The 21,417-nt window shown below is 62.1% G+C and carries 24 protein-coding genes; 19 read left to right on the top strand and 5 right to left on the bottom strand.

Annotated elements, in window-relative coordinates; all coding sequences use genetic code 11:
• The first annotated feature begins 159 nt into the window (after window positions 1-159).
• The 3 genes from mpl to ACWKV4_RS01915 are packed head-to-tail and all read left to right on the top strand — an operon-like array spanning window position 160 to window position 2,412.
• Window positions 160-1,509, top strand: coding sequence for a UDP-N-acetylmuramate:L-alanyl-gamma-D-glutamyl-meso-diaminopimelate ligase (mpl, locus tag ACWKV4_RS01925; RefSeq protein ID WP_483830436.1), 1,350 nt, complete (start codon window positions 160-162; stop codon window positions 1,507-1,509).
• On the top strand, window positions 1,506-2,135 hold the full coding sequence (ubiX, locus tag ACWKV4_RS01920) for a flavin prenyltransferase UbiX (RefSeq protein WP_483830435.1): 630 nt from the start codon (window positions 1,506-1,508) through the stop codon (window positions 2,133-2,135). Before mpl ends, ubiX begins: the two co-directional genes overlap by 4 nt.
• Complete coding sequence (locus tag ACWKV4_RS01915) at window positions 2,128-2,412, top strand: YceK/YidQ family lipoprotein (RefSeq protein ID WP_483830434.1); 285 nt, start codon at window positions 2,128-2,130, stop codon at window positions 2,410-2,412. Before ubiX ends, ACWKV4_RS01915 begins: the two co-directional genes overlap by 8 nt.
• Window positions 2,413-2,415: 3 nt before the next feature.
• On the opposite strand, the gene ACWKV4_RS01910 is transcribed toward ACWKV4_RS01915, so the two are convergent.
• From ACWKV4_RS01910 to ACWKV4_RS01900, 3 genes are all read right to left on the bottom strand, one after another.
• Window positions 2,416-3,057, bottom strand: coding sequence for a Rossmann-fold NAD(P)-binding domain-containing protein (locus ACWKV4_RS01910; RefSeq protein ID WP_483830433.1), 642 nt, complete (start codon window positions 3,055-3,057; stop codon window positions 2,416-2,418).
• Window positions 3,058-3,076: 19 nt separating this feature from the next.
• Window positions 3,077-4,804 (bottom strand): C13 family peptidase, encoded by a 1,728-nt coding sequence (locus ACWKV4_RS01905; RefSeq protein ID WP_483830432.1) that lies wholly within the window; start codon window positions 4,802-4,804, stop codon window positions 3,077-3,079.
• Between the two features lie 72 nt (window positions 4,805-4,876).
• Window positions 4,877-5,053, bottom strand: a complete 177-nt coding sequence (locus ACWKV4_RS01900; protein WP_483830431.1) for a hotdog family protein — start codon at window positions 5,051-5,053, stop codon at window positions 4,877-4,879.
• A 166-nt stretch (window positions 5,054-5,219) separates the two neighbouring features.
• Here ACWKV4_RS01900 and ACWKV4_RS01895 point away from each other — a divergent pair, with 166 nt between their 5' ends.
• From ACWKV4_RS01895 to ACWKV4_RS01885, 3 genes are read left to right on the top strand one after another with little or no spacing between them, the layout of a single operon-like run.
• Complete coding sequence (locus ACWKV4_RS01895) at window positions 5,220-5,588, top strand: CidA/LrgA family protein (RefSeq protein ID WP_483830430.1); 369 nt, start codon at window positions 5,220-5,222, stop codon at window positions 5,586-5,588.
• Window positions 5,578-6,294: an LrgB family protein gene (locus tag ACWKV4_RS01890; RefSeq protein WP_483830429.1), complete on the top strand. Its 717-nt coding sequence runs from the start codon at window positions 5,578-5,580 to the stop codon at window positions 6,292-6,294. Before ACWKV4_RS01895 ends, ACWKV4_RS01890 begins: the two co-directional genes overlap by 11 nt.
• 10 nt (window positions 6,295-6,304) lie before the next feature.
• Window positions 6,305-6,895 (top strand): LON peptidase substrate-binding domain-containing protein, encoded by a 591-nt coding sequence (locus ACWKV4_RS01885; RefSeq protein ID WP_483830428.1) that lies wholly within the window; start codon window positions 6,305-6,307, stop codon window positions 6,893-6,895.
• 13 nt (window positions 6,896-6,908) lie between these two features.
• On the opposite strand, the gene ACWKV4_RS01880 is transcribed toward ACWKV4_RS01885, so the two are convergent.
• Window positions 6,909-8,225, bottom strand: a complete 1,317-nt coding sequence (locus ACWKV4_RS01880) for a bifunctional DedA family/phosphatase PAP2 family protein (RefSeq protein ID WP_483830427.1) — start codon at window positions 8,223-8,225, stop codon at window positions 6,909-6,911.
• A gap of 2 nt (window positions 8,226-8,227) precedes the next feature.
• On the bottom strand, window positions 8,228-8,914 hold the full coding sequence (locus tag ACWKV4_RS01875) for a DNA-3-methyladenine glycosylase (RefSeq protein ID WP_483830426.1): 687 nt from the start codon (window positions 8,912-8,914) through the stop codon (window positions 8,228-8,230).
• 163 nt (window positions 8,915-9,077) lie between these two features.
• On the opposite strand from ACWKV4_RS01875, the gene ACWKV4_RS01870 reads away from it, so the two are divergent.
• The 13 genes from ACWKV4_RS01870 to ACWKV4_RS01810 all read left to right on the top strand — a co-directional run bounded on the left by ACWKV4_RS01870 (window position 9,078) and on the right by ACWKV4_RS01810 (window position 21,292).
• Complete coding sequence (locus ACWKV4_RS01870; RefSeq protein WP_483830425.1) at window positions 9,078-10,352, top strand: glutamate-5-semialdehyde dehydrogenase; 1,275 nt, start codon at window positions 9,078-9,080, stop codon at window positions 10,350-10,352.
• A 20-nt stretch (window positions 10,353-10,372) separates the two neighbouring features.
• On the top strand, window positions 10,373-11,035 hold the full coding sequence (gene nadD, locus ACWKV4_RS01865; protein WP_483830570.1) for a nicotinate-nucleotide adenylyltransferase: 663 nt from the start codon (window positions 10,373-10,375) through the stop codon (window positions 11,033-11,035).
• Between the two features lie 54 nt (window positions 11,036-11,089).
• Window positions 11,090-11,488, top strand: a complete 399-nt coding sequence (gene rsfS, locus ACWKV4_RS01860) for a ribosome silencing factor (RefSeq protein ID WP_483830424.1) — start codon at window positions 11,090-11,092, stop codon at window positions 11,486-11,488.
• A gap of 6 nt (window positions 11,489-11,494) precedes the next feature.
• Window positions 11,495-11,962, top strand: coding sequence for a 23S rRNA (pseudouridine(1915)-N(3))-methyltransferase RlmH (gene rlmH / locus ACWKV4_RS01855; RefSeq protein WP_483830423.1), 468 nt, complete (start codon window positions 11,495-11,497; stop codon window positions 11,960-11,962).
• Between the two features lie 19 nt (window positions 11,963-11,981).
• Window positions 11,982-13,877, top strand: a complete 1,896-nt coding sequence (gene mrdA / locus ACWKV4_RS01850) for a penicillin-binding protein 2 (protein ID WP_483830422.1) — start codon at window positions 11,982-11,984, stop codon at window positions 13,875-13,877.
• 31 nt (window positions 13,878-13,908) lie between these two features.
• Window positions 13,909-15,012: a rod shape-determining protein RodA gene (gene rodA / locus ACWKV4_RS01845; protein ID WP_483830569.1), complete on the top strand. Its 1,104-nt coding sequence runs from the start codon at window positions 13,909-13,911 to the stop codon at window positions 15,010-15,012.
• A gap of 17 nt (window positions 15,013-15,029) precedes the next feature.
• The gene (gene mltB, locus ACWKV4_RS01840) at window positions 15,030-16,040 is read left to right on the top strand and encodes a lytic murein transglycosylase B (protein WP_483830421.1); all 1,011 of its coding nucleotides are present in this window, start codon (window positions 15,030-15,032) and stop codon (window positions 16,038-16,040) included.
• Window positions 16,040-17,059 (top strand): septal ring lytic transglycosylase RlpA family protein, encoded by a 1,020-nt coding sequence (locus ACWKV4_RS01835; RefSeq protein WP_483830420.1) that lies wholly within the window; start codon window positions 16,040-16,042, stop codon window positions 17,057-17,059. The genes mltB and ACWKV4_RS01835 overlap by 1 nt, the downstream gene beginning before the upstream one ends.
• Window positions 17,060-17,189: 130 nt before the next feature.
• On the top strand, window positions 17,190-18,350 hold the full coding sequence (locus tag ACWKV4_RS01830) for a D-alanyl-D-alanine carboxypeptidase family protein (RefSeq protein WP_483830419.1): 1,161 nt from the start codon (window positions 17,190-17,192) through the stop codon (window positions 18,348-18,350).
• 81 nt (window positions 18,351-18,431) lie between these two features.
• Window positions 18,432-18,707, top strand: coding sequence for a DUF493 domain-containing protein (locus tag ACWKV4_RS01825; RefSeq protein ID WP_040261588.1), 276 nt, complete (start codon window positions 18,432-18,434; stop codon window positions 18,705-18,707).
• Window positions 18,707-19,357, top strand: coding sequence for a lipoyl(octanoyl) transferase LipB (gene lipB / locus ACWKV4_RS01820; RefSeq protein ID WP_483830418.1), 651 nt, complete (start codon window positions 18,707-18,709; stop codon window positions 19,355-19,357). Before ACWKV4_RS01825 ends, lipB begins: the two co-directional genes overlap by 1 nt.
• A 1-nt stretch (window position 19,358) precedes the next feature.
• Window positions 19,359-20,366, top strand: coding sequence for a lipoyl synthase (gene lipA / locus ACWKV4_RS01815; RefSeq protein WP_483830417.1), 1,008 nt, complete (start codon window positions 19,359-19,361; stop codon window positions 20,364-20,366).
• Complete coding sequence (locus ACWKV4_RS01810; RefSeq protein ID WP_483830416.1) at window positions 20,363-21,292, top strand: S66 peptidase family protein; 930 nt, start codon at window positions 20,363-20,365, stop codon at window positions 21,290-21,292. The genes lipA and ACWKV4_RS01810 overlap by 4 nt, the downstream gene beginning before the upstream one ends.
• Window positions 21,293-21,417 lie beyond the last annotated feature (125 nt).

The raw sequence follows: 21,417 nt of genomic DNA, 5'->3' as shown, positions 1-21,417 counted from the left end.
CCTCAAGCGTAGAGCAAAGCAGGTGGTATCGGCGAGCACTTAACGTGTGGCAACGGATTGCCCCCTGGGGCATAGGCGTACCGGCCAGGCAGCCTAACGCTGCGGGTGAAATTCTTCTTGGCCTGGGCTACCCTGCCTCGACGTTTTTCGAGGTCCACCATGCATATTCATATTCTCGGCATCTGCGGTACGTTCATGGGCTCGCTGGCAGTGTTGGCCCAAAGCCTGGGGCACCGGGTCACCGGCTCCGACGCCAACGTCTACCCTCCCATGAGCACGCAGTTGCAGGCCCAGGGCATTGAGCTCACCCAGGGCTACGACCCCGCCCAATTGGCCCCCGCGCCAGACTTGGTCGTCATCGGCAATGCCTTGTCCCGTGGCAACCCGGCGGTGGAATATGTGCTCAACAAGGGCCTGCCCTATGTCTCCGGCCCCCAGTGGCTGGCAGATCATGTGCTGCAAGGCCGTTGGGTATTGGCCGTGGCCGGTACCCATGGCAAAACCACCACCAGCAGCATGCTGGCCTGGGTGCTGGAGCATGCTGGCATGGCGCCGGGCTTCTTGATTGGTGGCATTCCGCACAATTTCGACGTGTCGGCTCGGCTTGGGGATACGCCGTTCTTTGTGGTGGAAGCCGACGAGTACGACAGCGCCTTTTTCGACAAGCGTTCCAAGTTCGTTCACTACCGCCCGCGCACGGCCATCCTGAATAACCTGGAATTTGACCACGCGGATATCTTCCCCGACCTGGCCGCCATCGAGCGGCAATTCCATCACTTGGTCCGCACGGTGCCCAGCGAAGGCCTGGTGATTCACCCGGCTAGCGAAATCGCCTTGGCACGGGTGATTGGCATGGGCTGCTGGACCCCGGTACACACCACGGGGGAGGGCGGCCAATGGCAGGCCCGGTTGCTGGCCAAGGACGGCTCGCGCTTCGAGGTGAGTTTCGAGGGGCAGGCGCAGGGCGTGGTGGACTGGCCGCTAACGGGCCAGCATAACGTGGCCAATGCCTTGGCCTGCCTGGCCGCCGCTCGGCATGTGGGTGTAGTACCCGCCCTGGGGATTGAAGGCCTGTGTGGCTTTCGTAACGTCAAGCGGCGCATGGAAGTGGTCGCCCAAGTCAATGGCATCACCTTATACGATGACTTTGCCCACCACCCCACGGCCATCGCTACCACCCTGGACGGCCTGCGCAAACGCGTAGGGGCTGCTCAGGTGATCGCGGTGATAGAGCCTCGCTCCAACTCAATGAAGTTGGGCGCCCACCGTGATGGCCTGCCAGGCAGCGTGCGCGATGCCGACCAGGTGATCTGGTATGCGCCACCTAACCTAGGTTGGGATTTGGCCAGCACCGTGGCGCAATGCCCTGTACCTACGCTGGTGGCGAGCAACCTGGAGGCGATCATCGCTAAGGTGAAGGCTGAGGCGGCCCCTGGCGCCCACGTGGTGATCATGAGCAACGGCGGCTTCGGCGGCTTGCATGGCAAATTGGCGGAGGCACTGCAATGACCGGCCCTGAACGCATTACCGTAGCCATGACCGGGGCATCGGGCGCCCAGTATGGTTTGCGTCTGGTGGACTGCCTGGTGCGTGAAGACCGTGAAGTGCACTTTTTGATTTCCAAGGCCGCGCAGCTGGTGCTGGCCACGGAAACCGACGTCACCCTGCCGGCCAAGCCCCAGGCAATGCAGGCTTTTCTCACCGAGTACACGGGGGCCAGTGCTGGCCAGGTGCGGGTGTACGGCAAAGAGGACTGGATGGCGCCGGTGGCTTCCGGTTCCGGCGCGCCAGGCGCGATGGTGGTGGTGCCGTGTTCCACCGGTACTTTGTCAGCCATCGCCACGGGCGCCTGCAACAACCTGATCGAGCGCGCGGCAGACGTCGCCCTCAAAGAGCGGCGGCCATTGATAGTGGTACCCCGCGAAGCGCCCTATTCCACGCTGCACCTGGAAAACATGCTCAAGCTGTCGCGCATGGGCGTGGTCATCGTGCCGGCGTCCCCTGGTTTTTATCACCAGCCACAAACCATCGACGACCTGGTGGACTTCGTAGTGGCGCGCATTCTTAACCTGCTAGACATCCCTCAGGACATGCTGCCGCGCTGGGGTGAATACCATGTGGGTAACGATGAGTAAGGCGGGGCTGCTAGTGCTGCTGGCCTTGGCCAGTGGCTGCGCCAGCGTGAAAACCCTGGACGCCGCCAAGGCCGAGGCACCGCTGGTGTATGCCGGTACCCGGCTGGACTGGTATGCCTTGAAGGGTGGTTGCTGCCCACAGGACCGCTTCGGCGCCGAACCGCCCGCGTGGCCAGGGGTGGACCTGCCCGCCAGCGCCTTGCTCGATACCCTGCTGTTGCCGTTTTCCCTGCTGACCAGCCTGGGCGTGGGGTATCAGGCCCAGGGTGGGTTATAAGCGCTAACGCCCTAGCTTGCGCAACTCATCCGACTCCACCACGCGCACGCCCTCACCGTCTTCCAGCGCCAGGCGCCAGAGCGCCCAGGCCAGGTGACAGGCTTCGATGCCATGGTATTTGCCGGGTATCAACCGAGACAGCGGCGCTGCGAGCTGCTCGGCCAGGCGCGGCTCTGCACGGGGCCCGATCAACACTGATGGCCGCGCCAGGGTCAACTGGGGCCAGTGTTGTTCCCGCAGCGCGACTTCCAACTCGCCTTTCACCCGGTTATAGAAGGTAGAGGCGGTAGGGGCCGCGCCTATGGCACTGATCGCCAGCAAGTGACGCGCGCCCAGCTCCCTGGCCCGGCGAGCGAAGGCCAGCACCAACTCATAGTCGACGGCCTTGAAGGCTTCCTGTGAGCCGGCTTGCTTGAGGGTGGTGCCCAGGCAGCAGAAGGCGATATCCACCGGGCCTTCCAGGCGAGGCAGGAGGCTGCTGAGCTCACCCACCGGGTTGTCCAGGCGAGGGTGGTCTGCCAGGGGCCTGCGGGTGGGCGCCAGTACTCGGCTAACGGTAGGTTCGGTTAGCAGCCGGTCAAGCAGGTGTTCGCCGGTAAGGCCGGTGGCCCCGGCCAATAAGATACGTTGTGGTGTCAGGTACATAGGGCTTCCCTTCTGGCCATCAGTGGCGGCCTGGCGCTTGTTTGCCTGGGCTGGGCGCGCTGCCGCTGTGCAAGGCGTTGCTGGCCTGTTGCTGTCGCAAGCGGTGCCAGTGCTTGAGCACGCGGTCGGGTGCCCAAAGCTGAGGCTCTGAGGGCTCGAAATTCTCGGCCTGCTCACGCTGGGCCACGATGGCGCTGGCCTGCTGGAAGGCGGCTTGCAAGTCATCGGTGGTAGTCAAGGCCTGGGCGAAGAGCGCATCGCCAAAGTAGGTGAAATCCGCTTCCTCGGAGCAGCCGAACGATACCCGATCCGGCCGCGAGGCGGTCATCACCAGGGTTCGGTCGTTCTTCAGGGGGTCGATAAAACCACCTGAATAACAGGCTGAAATCACCACGATCTTGTCTCTGTCCTTCAGCGGCGCCAGCAAGGAGGCTAAGTCCTGGGCAGGCAGGTCGCCCAATTGCAACCGGGGCTGTTCCAATACCAATTCATGGTCCGCGGTGCCATGGCTGGTTAAGTAGATGAACACCAGGTCCTCTGGCCCGCTGCGCTGAGCGATGGTGTTCACGGCCCGCGCCAGGGTTTCACGAGTGGCCATCACACGGTCAGCCATGTGGTCCCGCTGGTTTACCAAGGTAATGCCACCCACGGCGCCAAACCGGGTGCCGAACAGGTCGCTGACGTAGTCTGCTTCACGCATAAACACGCTTTGCTCGCCATCACCGCCCAGGGTCAAGCTGTAGAGCTCGATCGCCGGGGTGGAGTTCGGCACCTGTGCCAGTGCCCGCTCCAACAGGGCCCCCTGGGTCAGCAGGGCCTGCTCAAGGGAGTCGGGCAGGGGGCGATCGTGCTCGTCGCGCACACGGCGACCTTCTAGCCAATAGCCTTCCTGCCGGGTGCCGTCGGCCAGTACCAAGGCGCCCTTGCCTTGGTAGGCATCGTTGATGAAGCCGCCGGTGTAGAGGCTACCGTCGGCTGACGACAACTGCCCATCGCCGTAAAAGTGCCAATCGACGAATTGGCCCTGGTAATGGCTGCCGTCGTTGGCGAAAAGGTCGCCCGGGCCATTGGGCGCGCCCTCCTTGAACTGGCCGATCCACACGTCCCCGGCCTGGGTTTCATAGCGGCCCTTGCCCTCAAGGCGGCCATGGTGGAATTCGCCGGTATAGCGATCGCCGTCGCCATTGCTGAAGGTGCCATGCCCTTCGAGCAAGCCATCGATAAAGTGGCCGCTGAACTGATTGCCGTCGGCGTCGGTGCGCACACCTTCGCCATTGGGCTGGCCGTGCTCGAAGTCCCCTTGATAGGTACTACCGTCGTCTAGGTCTAGGTGGCCGGAGCCTGCATACTGGTCGTTGACGAAGCCCCCCCGGTAAGTACGCCCAGGTGCCTTCAACGTGCCTTCGCCTTCGCGCTTACCGCGCTTGAAGCCGCCGGTGTAGGTGGTTTCACCCATGGTCAGGGTACCCTGGCCCTCAAACAACCCTTGCCTGAACTCACCTCGATACAGCTCGCCGTTAGGGCCGTGCCACTCCCCGCTGCCGTTCCACTGGCCGTCCTTGAAGGTGCCCGCGTACCAACTGCCGTTGGGGTAGTCCACACGGCCCTGGCCCTGCAGTAGCCCGTCGATCACCTGCCCATGGTATTGCCCCCCATCGGGCAGGCGGGCGTCAGCGGGCAGCAGCGGTTTGCCCTCGCCGCAAGCAGCGAGAAGCAGGCACAAGGCAACTGGAGCGAGTGGGCGCATGGCAGGGTCCGAGCAGTCAAGGCGCCGAGTATGCCGCACAACCTCTAGCGGGATACAGCCTTGGGGCGGCGCTCAGACGAAACAAAGGAATAATGGCTCGGCCATCAGCGCCGGTTTTTCTGCACCTTGCCTCTTTAAGGTGGTTCGTGCCCGCAGCAGCCACTGCCCAAGGCGCTTTTTGCTGGCCTCCAGCAAGGTTGCGTGCAACCGTACTTGAGCGTTGACTTGCACTGGCTGCAGGTAGCGCATGGTAAGCCTTCAGTGGTGCCAGGCGAAAAGCGCACCTGAACACGGTGCCCAGGTCATGGTCAAGGTAACCCAGGGGCTTACCCCTGCATGGATACCGTCTGGCACGGCTATACTGCGCGCCGATCCCAGGGCTCGTGTGCGAGGAGCCCCGTAACGGAGAAAAGCAATGCTATTGAGGGGGCTGACCTGGCTGATCGTATTCCAGCTGATTGGCACAGGTATTCACGAACTGTTCATGCCCATCCTGCCTGGGCCCATCGTCGGCCTGTTGTGCCTGTTGGGCTGGCTGATTTACAAAGGCGAGGTGTCCGCGCCGGTGGAGTTGGCTGCGTCCAGCCTGTTGCGTTACTTGCCGTTGCTGTTGGTGCCGCCAGCGGTGGGGGTGATGGTCTATGCCTCGCTGATCGCCCAGCATTTCTGGGCCATCGTGGGCGCTCTAGGGTTGTCGGCGATGCTTTCGGTAGGCCTGGCCGGATGGTTGATGAACCGGCTGATCGGCAGACGCGCCGAACAAGGTAGTGCCCATGATGCTTGATTGGCAGCGGGCCGCGGCTGCGGTCATCCATCACCCTTTGTTCGGTATTGGCGTAACCTTGGCCGCCTACCAATTGGCCATGGCCCTGTACGAGCGTACCCGCTGGGTATTCGTGCAGCCCGTGCTGGTGTCCATGCTCCTGGTAGTCGGGTCGTTGCTGGCCTGCGGTTTGAGTTACGCCGAGTACCGTCAAGGCACGGAAATTCTTGCCACGTTGCTGGGGCCGGCCACGGTGGCGCTGGGGGTGCCCCTTTACCTTAATCTGCGGCGGATCCGCCAGCTGTTATGGCCCACACTGATTACCTTGGTGGTGGGGGGCATAGTAGCTACTGGTTCGGGCCTGCTGTTGGGCTGGTGCTTTGGTATGGACCGGGAAACCCTGATGACCATGGCACCCAAGTCGGTGACGTCGCCCATTGCCATGCTGGTAGCGGGCCAGATGGGCGGGGTGCCAGCCCTGACGGCCGTATTCGTGCTGGTCACTGGGGTGATTGGCGGGATTTTCGGGCCGGGTATCCTGGGGCTATTGAAGGTCCAGGCACCGGAAGCGCGGGGCATGGCCCTGGGCCTTACCGCTCATGCGGTGGGAACGTCGGTCGCCTTGCAGGAAGGGGAAACCTGCGGCGGCTTCGCTGCCTTGGGCATGAGCCTGATGGGGGTGGCAACCGCGGTATTTCTGCCCTTAGCCGTAAGCCTGTTCGTATGAGGAATGCTTGATGAAGCTGCCGTTATTTCCGCTCAACACCGTGCTGTTCCCAGGCTGCATCCTGGACCTGCAGATTTTCGAGGCGCGCTACCTGGACATGATCAGCCGCTGCATGAAGCAGGGTGAGGGGTTCGGCATCGTGTGCATACTGGAGGGCAGCGAGGTCGGCAGCGCCGCTACCGCTCATGCCTTCCTGGGGTGCGAAGCCCGCGTGCTGGATTTCGAGAAGCAAGACAATGGCTTGCTGGGGCTGCGCATCCAAGGGGCTCGGCGTTTCGAGGTGCAGAGCACTGAGGTGCAACAGGACCAGTTGATCACCGCCGATGTGCGCTGGCTGGAGGAACCACCCGAAGCGCCGTTGCAGGACGAGGACGCTGACCTGCTGGCGTTGCTGACCGCATTGGCCGAGCACCCCATGGTGGCGGCCTTGGGCATGGGCGGCACGCCTGAAGGGCGCCAGGTGTTAGCCAATCGCTTGGCCTACCTATTGCCTTTCGAAGACGAGAGCAAGGTAGAACTGCTTGGGCTAGAAAATCCTGAGGCTCGATTGGGCGCTATTCAGGGCTTGCTTGAGCGGATGCAGGGCGAGCTTCAGGGGTGAAGCTCGCTTTACCTTAATAGGCATAACGCGTGAGCGCATCGGCCAGGTCGTGCCATACCGCCCAGCCGAACACCGCGACGCAGGGCACCAAGACCACGCACCAGGTGCGCCAGCTCAGAGGCTCCAAACGGTGTACCCGCAAGGTGATTGCCAACCCCGCCGCGCACACGAACACTGCCAACAGCGCCCCGGCTAGTACATCGGTGGGCCAATGAGCACCGAGGTATACCCGAGAGGAAGCGATTGCCAGGGCCGGCAGGCAGCCGAGGATCATCCAGGTCAAGCGCATGCGGGAGGGTTGCCCGCGACTGGCGAGCACTGCCAATACCAGGAAGAAGGCAAATGACGCCGAGCTATGGCCACTGGGCATGCTGTAGGTGGTCAGGGGTGTACTAAGCACTTCAGGGCGAGTACGGGCGAACAGCCATTTAAGGGTGCCATTGCCAATGGCGGTGCACAGCAGCACGCCGCCGGCAAACAGGGCGTGGCGCCAATGCCGGGCGATCAGCAGCAACAGCGTCAGCAGCATGCCCACGAACAGCTGGGTACGAAAATCCCCAAGCCGGGTCACCGCCACCACGATAGGGTCCAGTTTAGCGCTGCGGTGCTCCTGCACCAGGGCCACCAGCCCTTGGTCGAAGTGGGCAAGGTAGGGCCAGCCCAGGAACACCCCCAGCAGAAGAATAAAGCTGGCGGCGCTGGTCAGCACGGTGGCAGCCGGCTGGCGGCGCAGGCTGCTGTTGATGGCAAGGCCAATAAGCCCCACCAGGCCCACCGCGACTACCGCTGCCTGCGGCCAGAAGCCTGGCGGCAAGGGCAAGCGGACTGCTGCGCCAGTGGCCCACCCTGGCAGCAGGTAGGCCACCGCCCACCCTGCCGCGGCCAGCAGGCTGACCAGGGCGAACTTGATAAAGGGCATTTCCAGCATGCCCGCCACCATGGGCAGCATGGGCCGCAACGGGCCAATAAACCGTCCCACCAGCAAGCTGGCCACCCCATAGCGCTGGATAAAGTGTTCCGCGCCGGTGAGCCATTGTGGGTGGCTACGCAGCCCAGGCAAGCCACGAATGTTTTGCTGCAGGCCGCGGCCTATGGCGTACGATACGCCATCGCCCAGCAACCCGCCTGCGTAGGCCAAGAGCAAGGTATCGCCCAGGCCGAGCGCGCCGCCTCCGGCCAGGGCGGCCACGGCGAACAGCGCCACCGTGCCCGGCACGATGAGCCCGGCGATGGCCAGGCACTCCACGAATGCCACTAGGAAGATCGTCGCGCCCAGCCACTGCGGGTTGGCGCCGAGCCATTGATTCATTTCACCCAGCCAGGCCTGCATGGTTAATTTCCTTGGATCAGCAACTGATAATCACGCCCTTCGACCTGGCCCCGGCGCAGCGGGTTACGCGTGCAGAAACGAGCATACTGAGCATCGACAAAGCGGTACGGCAAATGTTCGTCCCGGCCCAAGGGAATGCCCAGGCGTGTGGTCTGGATTATTTGTTTCACTTCATTGCCAACATCGGCCACGTACAAGCCCTCGGGATCAAAACGGCGTGCGTTCCACATCGGGACCTTCAAGCCCAAGGCCCGGCACAACAAGGTTTGCCCGGCGCACAGGCGCTCCGGTGGGCGCGGCTCGCCACTGGCGCTAGGGTTATTAAGGGTCATCTGCGCCAAGGCGTTTTTATCACTGACGGCGTCGACCCAAGGGAAGCCGGATTTGATTAGTACGGCATTGCCCGGGCCTTGGGCGCTAAGGTTCAAAGAGTCGCCGCCACGGGCGTAATACATGTAGATATGCCCGCCATCGAGGAACATGGCGCGGCGGCTTTCGGTATAGCCCAGGGAGGAGTGGCTGCCTTTTTCGGCCTGGTAGTAGGCTTCTGTTTCGATGATGCGCGCGGCCAGCCAATAGGCGCCTTGGCGGTGGCGGATGACCTTGCCTAGTAGATCACGAGCGACCAGTTGAGCGTCTCGATTGAAGAAGGTGTCGGGTAAGGGCGTGGTGGGGCGAAGGTCGCTCATTCAAACAAAAGCCTGGGGAATGAATACAGATGATAGCAAGCGAACGCGAAAGGTTTCAGCGCGCTAAAGACGCTTGTTTGTAACCATCTGCCCGGCACCGCTGTTAGTCGTTACCCGTCACGGCTATAATCAGCGGCTTTCCTCTTTTCCAAGCCATGGAACCATGACTGAGCCTGTTCTCGATTACATGCACCGCCTTGGTCACGCCGCGCGCGAAGCCGCGCGACTCATTGCGCGTGCCAGTACAGGCGTGAAGAATCAGGCCTTGCTAGCCACCGCCGAGGCACTCGACCAGGCGCGCGAAGCGCTGGCCGCCGCTAACGAGCAGGACATGGCCAGCGCCCGTGCCAACGGCCTGGAGCCTGCCTTGCTGGACCGCCTGGTACTCACCCCGGCCCGGATCGACGGCATGATCGCCGGCTTGCGTCAGGTAGCGGCATTGCCCGACCCCGTGGGCGCTATTCGCGACATGAGCTACCGGCCTTCGGGCATTCAGGTGGGCAAGATGCGCGTGCCCCTGGGCGTGGTTGGCATCATCTACGAGTCTCGGCCCAACGTGACCATTGACGCCGCCAGCCTGTGCCTGAAGGCCGGCAACGCCACCATTCTGCGCGGCGGCTCGGAGGCCATTCATTCCAACCGCGCCATCGCCGCCTGTATCGGCAAGGGGCTGGAGGCCGCTGGCCTGCCCGCCACCGTGGTGCAAGTGGTGGAAACCACGGATCGCGCGGCGGTGGGGGCACTTATAAGCATGCCCGAGTACGTGGATATCATCGTGCCCCGTGGCGGCCGAGGGCTGATCGAGCGGGTCAGTCGCGACGCCCGGGTGCCGGTGATCAAGCACCTCGATGGCATCTGCCATGTCTATGTGTCGGCCCATGCCGACCTGGCCAAGGCCAAGCGCATTGCGCTGAACGCCAAAACCTACCGTTACGGCATTTGCGGGGCCATGGAAACCTTGCTGGTCGATACGTGCGTGGCGTCAGCCTTCCTGCCTGCCATGGCGGCACGGCTGGTGGAGAAGGGCGTGGAACTGCGTGGCTGTGAGCATACCCGCGCCTTCATCGACGCAATACCCGCCACTGAAGAAGACTGGCACACCGAGTACTTGGCGCCGGTGCTGTCCATTCGCGTAGTCGACGGCCTGGATGCCGCCATCGCGCACATCAACCACTACGGCTCGCACCATACCGATGCCATCGTTAGCGAGCACCAAGGCCAAGCGCGGCGCTTCCTTGCCGAGGTGGATTCAGCCTCGGTGATGCTCAACGCTCCTACCTGCTTCGCCGATGGCTTCGAGTACGGCCTGGGCGCGGAAATCGGCATTTCCACTGACAAACTCCACGCCCGTGGCCCAGTGGGCCTCGAAGGGCTGACCTGTGAAAAGTACGTGGTCATTGGCGACGGCCAGCTGCGCGGCGAGTCGAGCGCCCATTGAGCATCGAGGCACGGGCGCCGTTGCAGGCTCCAGTATCCCCGCGCAAGCGCATAGGCCTGCTAGGCGGAACCTTCGACCCCGTGCATATCGGCCACCTGCGCAGCGCGCTGGAGGTGGCCGGCGTGCTGGAACTGCACGAACTGCGCCTGGTACCCAATGCCCGGCCACCGCACCGCGATCAGCCACGGGTGAGCGCCGAGCAGCGGCTGGAGATGGTTGAGCGGGCGGTACTGGGCGTCGCGCCCTTGTGCGTGGATGGGCGTGAGCTGCTCCGAGATCGGCCGTCCTGGACCATCGACACGCTAGAAGCGGTGCGCGCCGAGCTGGCTATGGGTGACCAGCTGTTTCTATTGTTGGGTTGGGATGCCTTTTGCGGGCTACCGGGCTGGCACCGTTGGAGCGAACTGCTTCAGTACTGCCATATCATCGTGCTGCAACGGCCAGACGCCGACAGTGAGCCGCCCGATGCCCTGCGTAACCTGTTGGCCGCTCGCGCGGTCAGCGCCCCCACTGCCCTTCAAGGGGCAGCGGGGCAGATTGCTTTCGTCTGGCAGACACCCCTGGCGGTGTCCGCTACCCAGATCCGCCAGCTGCTGGCCAGTGGCAAGTCGGTTCGTTATCTGGTGCCGGACGCAGTATTGGCCTACATCGAGGCGCACGGGCTTTACCGCGCGCCCAATTGACCGGGCAGTCGCGGAATAGCCCGCGCCCCGCACACACAAGTTGATGAGTGTTATATGAAGAAGCATGCAATGAAAAGCGAAGAGCTGGTTCAACTGGCGACCGCGGCCCTTGAGGACATCAAGGCCCAGGACGTCCTCAGCATCGACGTGAAAGACAAAACCAGTATTACCGACTACATGTTGATCGCCACCGGTACCTCCAACCGCCACGTCAACTCCATGGTCGAGCACGTACGTGAAAAGGTAAAAGCCCAGGGCGTGCAGCCGCTGAGCGAAGAAGGCAAGGGCGACAGCGACTGGGTGCTGCTGGACCTGGGCGATGTGGTGGTGCATGTGATGACCTCCGCCGCGCGTCAGTTCTATGACCTGGAGCGCCTATGGCAGGGCGCGGAGCAAAGCCGTGCACAACACGCGCCGGACTACACCCATTTCGATCCGCACACGCCTGAATAAGCCATTATGCGTTTGCGTTTGATCGCGGTCGGTTCGCGTATGCCGAAGTGGGTCGAGGACGGCTGGCAGGAATATGCCCGCCGGTTGCCGGCCGAGCTGCCACTGGAGCTGGTAGAGATTCCCCTCAATACCCGGGGGAAGAACGCCGACGTGGCGCGGTTGATCCGCCAGGAAGGCGAAGCGATGCTGGCCAAGGTGCAGCCAGGGGAGCGTGTAGTCACCCTTGAGGTCCACGGCAAGTCTTGGAGCACCGAGCAGTTGGCCGGTGAGCTGGAGCGCTGGCGGCTGGATGCGCGTACGGTGAACTTCATGGTGGGCGGGCCCGAGGGCCTGGCGCCAGAAGTCTGTGCCAGGGCTGACCAGCGCTGGTCGCTGTCGGCGCTCACGCTGCCTCATCCGCTGGTGCGTATCCTGATTGGCGAACAGGTTTATCGGGCATGGACGGTGCTGTCCGGCCATCCCTACCATAAATAAGCCCCGAAAGCCTTCGCCGATGTCTCAGCCGATCCGCCTCAAGGACCATGAAAAAGACGCCCGCCTGGTGCGTGGGCGCGTGGTCGTGGGCGCGGTGGTTGTAATGGTGCTGGTGGCTGCCCTGGTGGCTCGGCTGTATTTCCTGCAGGTGGTGCAATACGAGTATCACTCCACGCTGTCGGAAAACAATCGGGTGCATGTGCAGCCCATTCCGCCAAGCCGCGGCCTGATTTACGACCGTAACGGTGTGATCATCGCCAACAACCGTCCCAGCTTTAACCTCAGCGTGACCCGCGAGCGGGCAGGGGACTGGGAGGCGATTCTCGACCGCATCGTCGAGGTGCTGGAGCTTACCCCCGAAGACCGCGCCTTGTTCGAAAAACGCATGCGCCAGGGTCGCAGGCCGTTCGAGCCGGTGCCGGTGATGCAAGAGCTCACCGAGGAGCAGATCGCCCGTATCGCTGTGAACCAGTTCCGCCTGCCGGGCGTGGAAGTGGTCGCCCAACTCACTCGTCATTACCCCCAAGGCGCGCATTTCGCGCACTCGGTAGGGTACATGGGGCGCATCAACGAGAAAGAGCTCAAAAGCCTGGACCCGGTCAACTACAGCGGCACCCACCAGATTGGCAAAACCGGCGTGGAGCGCTTCTATGAGGCCGAGCTTCACGGCCAGGTGGGTTACGAAGAAGTCGAAACCAACGCCCGAGGCCGGGTATTGCGGGTGCTCAAGCGTACCGACCCGGTGCCTGGCAAAGACATCGTGCTTACTCTGGATATCCAGCTGCAAGAAGCCGCCGAAGCCGCCTTGGGTGGGCGGCGCGGCGCGGTGGTGGCGCTTGACCCGCGCAATGGCGAGGTGCTGGCGATGGTGAGCCAGCCAAGCTTTGACCCTAACCTGTTCGTGACCGGTATCCCGTTCAAGCTCTACGCCGAACTGCGGGATTCCATCGACCGGCCGCTGTTCAACCGGGTGCTGCGCGGCCTGTACCCGCCGGGCTCTACCATCAAGCCCGCGGTGGCCATCGCAGGCCTGGACAGTGGCGTGGTTACACCCTCCAGCCGTGTGTTCGACCCGGGCTACTACACCTTGCCCAACTACGATCACAAGTACCGCAACTGGAACCGCACTGGTGACGGCTTCGTTGACCTGGACACGGCCATCATGCGCTCCAACGACACCTACTTCTACGACCTGGCTCATAAGCTGGGCATCGACCGCCTGGGCGATTACCTGCGGCGCTTCGGTATCGGCCAGCGCGTGTCCCTGGACATGTTCGAAGAATCTCCAGGCCTGATGCCTTCCCGGGAGTGGAAGCGGGTTACCCGCAAGCAGGTGTGGTACCCCGGCGAAACCCTGATTCTCGGCATCGGCCAGGGCTATATGCAGGCCACGCCATTGCAGCTGGCGCAAGCCACGGCATTGATTGCCAACAAAGGCCGCTGGAACCGCCCGCACCTGGCCAAAACGATTGAAGAGCAGCCACCGGTCGATCCTTCACCCATGGCGGATATCGTGCTGCGGGACCCCAGCGACTGGGCTCGGGTCACCCATGGCATGGAACAGGTGATGCAGGGCGCGCGGGGTACGGCCCGTAAGGCGGCCCAAGGCGCGATGTACCGGATCGCCGGCAAAAGTGGTACCGCCCAGGTGGTCGCCATTCGCCAAGGTGAGCGCTACGACCGCAACAAGCTTCAAGAGCGGCACCGAGACCACGCCCTGTTCGTAGGCTTCGCCCCGGCGGAAGCCCCCAGAATCGTCGTGGCGGTAATGGTAGAAAACGGCGAGTCCGGCTCGGGCGTGGCCGCGCCTGTAGTGCGCCAGGTTCTGGATGCCTGGCTGCTGGGCCCTGACGGCCACCTCAAACCTGAATACGCCAGCGTAACGGCCCCGGAGAAAACGGCCCGTGAAGAATAATTTCGACCGTATTCTGTCCAGCGAAGACGTGATGCGGCGCCGCGCCACCTTTTTACAGCGCATCCACGTGGATGGGCCGCTGCTTGTGTTGTTGCTGACGTTGGCCACGGGCAGCCTGTTCGTGCTGTATTCGGCCAGCGGCAAAAGCTGGGACCTGCTGATCAAGCAGGCTTCGTCCTTCGGCATCGGCCTGGTGTCGATGTTCATCATTGCCCAGTTGGAGCCGCGTTTCATGGCGCGCTGGGTACCTTTGGCCTACGTGCTCGGGGTGGTGCTGCTGGTGGTGGTGGACGTCATGGGCCACAACGCCATGGGGGCCACCCGCTGGATCAACATCCCCGGGGTAATTCGCTTCCAGCCCTCGGAATTCATGAAAATCATCATGCCGGCAACCATTGCCTGGTACCTGTCCAAGCGAACGCTGCCGCCCCACCTTAAACATGTAGTAATCAGCCTGGCGTTGATCGGTGTGCCGTTCGTGCTTATCGTGCGTCAGCCCGACCTGGGTACTTCGCTGTTAATCCTGGCCTCGGGTGCCTTCGTGCTGTTCATGGCGGGGCTGCGCTGGCGCTGGATACTCAGCGTAATCGCCGCGGCGGTGCCAGTGGCGGTGGCCATGTGGTTTTTCATCATGCACGACTACCAAAAGCAGCGGATCCTCACCTTCCTTGACCCAGAAAGCGACCCTTTGGGCACGGGCTGGAACATCATCCAGTCCAAGGCGGCGATCGGTTCAGGGGGCGTGTTCGGTAAAGGCTGGCTGCTGGGCACCCAGTCGCACCTGGATTTTTTGCCCGAGAGCCACACAGACTTTATCATCGCGGTTCTTGGAGAAGAGTTCGGGTTGGTGGGCATCTGTGCACTGCTGCTGATCTATCTGTTGTTGATTGGTCGCGGGCTGGTCATCACAGCCCAGGCGCAAACCCTCTACGGCAAGCTGCTGGCGGGTAGCCTGACCATGACCTTCTTCGTGTATGTGTTCGTGAATATCGGCATGGTAAGTGGGTTGTTGCCCGTGGTTGGGGTGCCCCTGCCCTTCATTAGTTACGGCGGAACTTCGCTTGTGACGCTACTGTCAGCGTTTGGGGTTTTGATGTCGGTCCATACCCATCGCAAGTGGATCGCTCAGGTTTGATTAAGGTGATGATTTCAATGCAAGCAATGCGTGGCTGGGTCGCTCGATACGCTCCTTGGGTCGGCCTGGCGGGCATCCTTGGCAACCCTGGCTCTTCGGTAGCCGGTGACTACGAGGGCTCCCCTCAGGTTGCTCAGTTCGTGGGCGAAATGACCCGCGATTACGGCTTTGCCGGTGAGCAGTTGATGGGGGTATTCCGTGAGGTCGAGCGCAAGCAGGCCATCCTCGATGCCATCTCCCGACCAGCCGAACGGGTTAAACCTTGGAAAGATTATCGCCCGATCTTCATCACCGATGCTCGCATCGCCCGTGGTGTGGACTTCTGGCGCCAGCACGAAGCGGCCCTGGCCCGTGCTCAGCAAGAGTATGGTGTGCCTGCCCAGGTGATAGTGGCGATCATCGGCGTAGAAACCTTCTTTGGCCGCAACACGGGTAATTACCGGGTCATAGACGCGCTTTCTACCCTGGGCTTCGACTATCCTCCCCGAGCTGACTTCTTCCGCAAGGAGCTGCGCGAGTTCTTGCTGCTGGCCCGTGATGAGCAAGTCGACCCCATGACGCTCAAAGGCTCTTATGCCGGGGCCATGGGCTTGCCGCAGTTCATGCCCAGCAGCTTCCGAGCCTATGCGGTGGACTTCGACGGCGACGGCCATATCAATATCTGGAGTGACCCGGTCGATGCCATTGGCAGCGTGGCCAGTTACTTCTCCCATCACGGTTGGGTCGCGGGCGAGCCTGTGGTCAGCCGCGCCGATGTGCGAGGCAGCCGCGCCGACGAGGGGCTGAGCCCAGGCCTGGACCCGACGAAAACCGTTGGGGAGTTGCGAGGGCTAGGGTGGTCGAGTCATGATGCGCTGCGCGATGACCTGCCGGTCGTTGCATTCAAGCTCGATGGGGAAGCAGGGCCTGAATACTGGATGGGCCTGAAGAACTTCTATGTGATCACCCGGTACAATCGCAGCGCGATGTACGCCATGGCGGTTTACCAATTGTCGCAAATGCTGGTTCAAGCACGGGGCACCAATTAATGCGGGCTTTGCCGTTTCGCACATCACTGAAGCTGACGTTCTACGGGGCAATGGCCTTGTTGGTCGCCAGTTGCTCCAGCAGCCGTGCGCCCGAGCCTCGCCCCAGCCCTACGTATACCGTGCGTGCCCAGCCGGGCCTGGACATCAACCGCGCCCACAAAGACGGCGCGCCTTGGTGGGACGTAGACGTATCTCGCATCCCCGACGCCGTGCCTACGCTGCACACCGGCCCTTACAAGGCCAACCCGTACACTGTGCTAGGCAAAACCTATTTTCCCATTCAGCAGGCCAACAGTTACGTGGCAGTGGGAACGGCCTCTTGGTACGGCACCAAGTTTCACGGCCAGAACACTGCCAACGGCGAGGTGTACGACCTCTACGGCATGAGCGCGGCCCATAAAACGCTGCCGCTGCCCAGTTATGTGAAGGTCACCAACCTGGACAACAGCCGCAGCGTGATCCTAAGGGTGAACGACCGTGGCCCGTTTTATTCGGACCGCATCATTGACCTCTCCTACGCCGCCGCTAAAAAGCTCGGTTATGCCGAATCCGGCACCGCTCGCGTGCGGGTAGAAGGCATTGACCCGCAGCAATGGTGGGCCCAGCGTGGCCAAACCGCGCCCATGGTGCTGCAGCAGCCGGCGGTTCAGGTAGCCCAGGCACGGCCAGCGCTTACACCCAGTACCGGGGCCATCGAACAGTACACGCCACCGCCGCAGCAGCATGCCGTGGCCACGGCACCGGTTAGCATCGACCCAAAAAAAAACGCTTCTGCGCAGGCAACTGGCCTCTATCTCCAGGTGGGCGCCTTCGCCAACCCGGACGCTGCCGAGCTGCTCCGTTCGAAGCTCAGTACCATGGTCAAGGCCCCGGCCTTTACCAGCCCTACGATTCGCAACCAGCAAACGCTCTATCGCGTGAGGCTGGGGCCGATCGGAACTCAGGATGAAGCCCAGCAAGTGCAGCACAGCATTCGCCTGGCCAACCTCGGCTCGCCGAGCATGGTCACCGCTGACTGATCAAGCAGGCCCGCGCCGGTTCGTGTCTTGAACCGGCGGCGCACCACGGACGGTCACCCACGTAAGCCCTTACACGGCTTTGAAAAGATTTGCCCATAGGGCCAGTGCCATGAGTAATCTCGAGAGACGGATGAACATCACCAACTTTGCCAAACGCCTGTGCTTGCTAGTTCCCTTGCTGCTTTCGCCCGCTGCCTGGGCCGCCGATCAGATGGTGCCGGCCGCGCCTCAATTGGCCGCGCGCGCCTATGTGCTGATGGAGGCCTCCAGTGGCAACGTACTGATCGACAGCAACGGTGACGAGCGCCTGCCGCCGGCAAGCCTGACCAAGCTGATGTCTGCCTACATCGCGACCCTGGAAATCCGTCGCGGGCAGATTGGCGAAAATGACCTGGTGACCGTCAGCGAGAACGCTTGGCGCACCGGTGGTTCGCGGATGTTCATCAAGGTTGGCTCCCAGGTGACTGTCAGCGACCTGCTGCACGGGATCATCATTCAGTCCGGCAACGACGCCACCGTGGCCCTGGCCGAACATATCGCTGGCAGCGAAGACGCCTTCGCCGACATGATGAATGCCACAGCCAAGAAGCTGGGCATGGACAACAGCCACTTCATGAACCCAACGGGCCTGCCGAACCCAGACCACTACGCATCCGCGCACGACATGGCGATCCTGGCACGGGCCATCATTCATGAAGACCCCGCCCACTATGCGATCTACTCCCAGAAGGAGTTCTTCTGGAACAACATCAAGCAGCCCAATCGTAACCTGCTGCTATGGCGCGACAAGACCGTCGATGGCCTGAAAACCGGCCACACCCAGGAAGCCGGCTATTGCATGGTGGCCTCGGCCGTACGTGATGGCACCCGTCTGATCGCGGTAGTGTTCGGCACCAGCAGCGAACAGGCTCGCGCCGCCGAAACGCAAAAGTTGCTGACCTACGGCTTCCGCTTCTTCGAAACCCAAACCTTCTATAAAGCCGGTACCGAGCTGAACAAGGCTCCGGTCTGGAAGGGCACCACCAATGAAGTCAAGGCAGGCCTGGCAGAAGACCTGACCATGACCCTGCCACGTGGCCAGCTGAAAAACCTGCAAGCCAGCATGACCATGAACCCTCAATTGACCGCGCCGATCGAAAAGGGGCAGGTTGTGGGTAAAGTGGAAGTGAAGAACGGCGACAAGGTTGTGGAAACCAAAGACCTCATCGCGCTGGACGGTGTGGAGGAGGGTGGCATCTTCCGCCGGTTGTGGGATAGCATTCGCCTATTCTTCTACGGCTTGTTCAACTAACGATCCGTCGGTTACCCCTCCCCAGCCCCTGGCTGCGGGAGGGGTAGCTTTTTTCCACGGCTTGATGAGGCCGTCACTGCCATGACAGACACAGATGTAAAGTCTCATATCATTGAATTTCCTTGCCCTGACTACCCGATCAAGGTAATCGGCGATACCGTCGTGGGGTTCAAGGATGCAGTCATCGAGATCCTCGCCAAATACGCCAAGGTCGATATCAAGAGCCTGGCGGAGCGGCAAAGCAGCAATGGCAAGTACACCACCGTCCAGCTGCATATCATTGCCACCGGTCAGGAACAACTGCGCGATATCAACAGTGCGTTGCGGGCCACCGGTTTTGTCCACATGGTGCTGTGATGCCCGGCTGCCTGGGCTTTCGCGAGCTCGGTCTGTTACCTTACGAACCGGTGTGGCAGGCAATGCGTCGATTTACCGACGAAGCCCGTGAGGGTACCCTGGGGGACGAGGTCTGGTTGGTCCAGCACCCGCCGGTATTTACCCAGGGCCAGGCGGGCAAGGCCGAACATGTGCTGCTCCCCGGTGATATCCCCGTGGTGCAGGTAGATCGCGGTGGCCAGGTTACTTATCATGGCCCCGGTCAATTGGTGGCCTACCTGATGCTGGATCTGCGCGCGCGTGGTTTCGGCGTGAGGGACCTGGTAACCCGTATCGAGCAGGCGCTTATCGCCTTGTTGGGCGATTACCGTGTGCAAGCGCAAGCCAAGGCCGATGCCCCTGGTGTATATGTGCGAGGCGCGAAGATTGCCTCCCTGGGTCTGAGGATCCGCCACGGCAGGTCCTTCCATGGCCTGGCCATGAACGTGGACATGGACCTGCGGCCGTTCCAGAGAATCAACCCGTGTGGCTATGCTGGCCTTGCCATGACGCAACTGGCCGACCATACCACCGGGGTAGACTTTTCCGAGGTTAGTGCCCAGCTGCGCGCGCAGCTCGTCGAACACCTCGATTATGCTGAGCAGACGACCCTCACGGGCGGAATCGACTGATATGACTACTGCGCAAGACACCCTCGCCAGCCCAGAGGCGGCCCTTCTGAAGCCCGCGCCGAAAAAGGTTGAAGCGGGCGTAAAGCTGCGCGGCGCCGAAAAGGTCGCTCGCATTCCGGTAAAGATCATCCCTACCGATGAGCTGCCTAAAAAGCCCGACTGGATTCGCGTACGTATTCCGGTGTCGCCGGAAGTCGATCGAATCAAGCAGCTGTTGCGCAAGCACAAGCTCCACAGTGTGTGTGAAGAAGCGTCCTGCCCAAATCTGGGGGAATGCTTCTCTGGCGGTACCGCTACCTTCATGATCATGGGCGACATCTGCACCCGCCGTTGCCCCTTCTGCGACGTGGGCCATGGCCGTCCCAAGGCGTTGGACGTGGACGAGCCCCACAACCTGGCGGTGGCCATCGCTGACCTGCGCCTGAAGTATGTGGTGATTACCTCGGTAGACCGTGACGACCTGCGCGATGGCGGTGCCCAGCACTTTGCCGACTGCCTGCGGGAGATTCGCAAGCTGTCCCCCGGTGTTCAGCTCGAAACCCTGGTACCCGATTACCGTGGGCGCATGGATATCGCATTGGATATCACTGCCCAGGAGCCGCCGGACGTGTTCAACCACAACCTGGAAACTGTTCCACGCCTTTACCGCGCTGCGCGCCCGGGTTCGGATTATGACTGGTCACTGGACCTGCTGCAGAAATTCAAGCAGCGCGTGCCCCATGTACCCACCAAATCGGGCCTGATGCTGGGCTTAGGGGAAACGGACGAAGAAGTGATCGAAGTGATGCACAAGATGCGCGAACACGACATCGACATGCTTACCCTGGGTCAGTACCTGCAACCCTCCCGTAGCCACTTGCCGGTGCAGCGGTTCGTTCACCCTGATACCTTCGCCTGGTTCGCCGAGGAAGGCCAGCGCCTGGGCTTCAAGAACGTGGCATCCGGCCCGCTGGTGCGCTCGTCGTATCACGCAGACCAACAAGCTCACGAGGCGAAGATCAAGCTTTGAGCGAGGTGCCGGGCAAACCAGTTTCCGCGTTGAGCCTGGGTGATTGCCTGGGCCTTATCGCTCCGGCTGGCCCTGCTCAATTCGATACGGTCGCGGCCCATGCCTGGGCTGCCGGCCATGGCTATGGCCTGAAGATTTTCCCTGGCGTGGCCCAGGCCAGTGGTTACTTGGCAGGCAGCGATCAGGTGCGCTTGGCCGACCTGCATGCCGCTTATGCTGACGCTGCCATCGCTGCCGTGTTGTGCATTCGCGGGGGCTATGGCAGCCCCCGGTTGCTGGACAAGATCGACTATAGCCTGCTCCGGGCCAACCCTAAGCCGTTCGTGGGCTACAGCGACCTTACTGCGCTGCACCAGGCCTTGTGGCTGGAAACCGGCCAAGTGAGCTTTCACGGCCCCATGCTGCGGCCTGACCTGCTAACTCCGCGCCTGCCGCCTACCGAGGCATTGCTGTTGCGCATGCTAAGAGGTGAGCTGGCAAAGGGTGACACCGTGGCACACCCTGCGGATTGGCCATTGACGACTTTGCACGGCGGTCATGCCCAAGGGCGGCTAACCGGCGGCAACCTCACGATGATAGGTGCTTCCCTTGGCACGCCGTGGGTAATCGACACCCACGGTGCCATTCTTTTTATCGAAGACGTGAACGAGCCGTTGTTCCGGATCGACCGTACGCTTAATCAGCTCCGCTTGGCCGGTAAGTTCGAAGGGCTTCGTGGGGTGCTATTGGGGGATGTGGCCAAGGTCGAACTCGGCCCGCTGTATGCCTTGGTACAGGAAACCTTCGCCGACGCCCGCATTCCTGTATTGGCTGGCTGGCGAAGCGGCCATTGCGACCCCAACCTGACCCTGCCCCTAGGGGCTCAGATCCAGCTAGACGCTGACAAACAGTGCCTGGTTTTGGCCCAAGACATTACCGCTCGATAATCCACCCGCCTGTAGGCGCGAGCACAGTTCGCGTGCACATTGACCGCAGAGCCCTTGTAGGAGTGAGCGCAGCTCGCGAACAGGCCGTACAGCCAACACCTGTAAAGCCTGTGAGTTCGCGCGCT

Source organism: Pseudomonas artemisiae (assembly GCF_057128685.1).
The sequence above is the reverse complement of the archived record's forward strand: the minus strand, read 5'-3'. Positions and strand labels throughout refer to the sequence as shown.

Bases quoted from the DNA above. Each gene is read 5' to 3' on its own strand.
- mpl (WP_483830436.1), top strand. From the start codon at position 160: ATGCATATTCATATTCTCGGCATCTGCGGTACGTTCATGGGCTCGCTG.
- ubiX (WP_483830435.1), top strand. From the start codon at position 1,506: ATGACCGGCCCTGAACGCATTACCGTAGCCATGACCGGGGCATCGGGC.
- ACWKV4_RS01915 (WP_483830434.1), top strand. From the start codon at position 2,128: ATGAGTAAGGCGGGGCTGCTAGTGCTGCTGGCCTTGGCCAGTGGCTGC.
- ACWKV4_RS01910 (WP_483830433.1), bottom strand. From the start codon at position 3,057: ATGTACCTGACACCACAACGTATCTTATTGGCCGGGGCCACCGGCCTT.
- ACWKV4_RS01905 (WP_483830432.1), bottom strand. From the start codon at position 4,804: ATGCGCCCACTCGCTCCAGTTGCCTTGTGCCTGCTTCTCGCTGCTTGC.
- ACWKV4_RS01900 (WP_483830431.1), bottom strand. From the start codon at position 5,053: ATGCGCTACCTGCAGCCAGTGCAAGTCAACGCTCAAGTACGGTTGCAC.
- ACWKV4_RS01895 (WP_483830430.1), top strand. From the start codon at position 5,220: ATGCTATTGAGGGGGCTGACCTGGCTGATCGTATTCCAGCTGATTGGC.
- ACWKV4_RS01890 (WP_483830429.1), top strand. From the start codon at position 5,578: ATGATGCTTGATTGGCAGCGGGCCGCGGCTGCGGTCATCCATCACCCT.
- ACWKV4_RS01885 (WP_483830428.1), top strand. From the start codon at position 6,305: ATGAAGCTGCCGTTATTTCCGCTCAACACCGTGCTGTTCCCAGGCTGC.
- ACWKV4_RS01880 (WP_483830427.1), bottom strand. From the start codon at position 8,225: ATGCAGGCCTGGCTGGGTGAAATGAATCAATGGCTCGGCGCCAACCCG.
- ACWKV4_RS01875 (WP_483830426.1), bottom strand. From the start codon at position 8,914: ATGAGCGACCTTCGCCCCACCACGCCCTTACCCGACACCTTCTTCAAT.
- ACWKV4_RS01870 (WP_483830425.1), top strand. From the start codon at position 9,078: ATGACTGAGCCTGTTCTCGATTACATGCACCGCCTTGGTCACGCCGCG.
- rsfS (WP_483830424.1), top strand. From the start codon at position 11,090: ATGAAGAAGCATGCAATGAAAAGCGAAGAGCTGGTTCAACTGGCGACC.
- rlmH (WP_483830423.1), top strand. From the start codon at position 11,495: ATGCGTTTGCGTTTGATCGCGGTCGGTTCGCGTATGCCGAAGTGGGTC.
- mrdA (WP_483830422.1), top strand. From the start codon at position 11,982: ATGTCTCAGCCGATCCGCCTCAAGGACCATGAAAAAGACGCCCGCCTG.
- rodA (WP_483830569.1), top strand. From the start codon at position 13,909: ATGCGGCGCCGCGCCACCTTTTTACAGCGCATCCACGTGGATGGGCCG.
- mltB (WP_483830421.1), top strand. From the start codon at position 15,030: ATGCAAGCAATGCGTGGCTGGGTCGCTCGATACGCTCCTTGGGTCGGC.
- ACWKV4_RS01835 (WP_483830420.1), top strand. From the start codon at position 16,040: ATGCGGGCTTTGCCGTTTCGCACATCACTGAAGCTGACGTTCTACGGG.
- ACWKV4_RS01830 (WP_483830419.1), top strand. From the start codon at position 17,190: ATGAACATCACCAACTTTGCCAAACGCCTGTGCTTGCTAGTTCCCTTG.
- ACWKV4_RS01825 (WP_040261588.1), top strand. From the start codon at position 18,432: ATGACAGACACAGATGTAAAGTCTCATATCATTGAATTTCCTTGCCCT.
- lipB (WP_483830418.1), top strand. From the start codon at position 18,707: ATGCCCGGCTGCCTGGGCTTTCGCGAGCTCGGTCTGTTACCTTACGAA.
- lipA (WP_483830417.1), top strand. From the start codon at position 19,359: ATGACTACTGCGCAAGACACCCTCGCCAGCCCAGAGGCGGCCCTTCTG.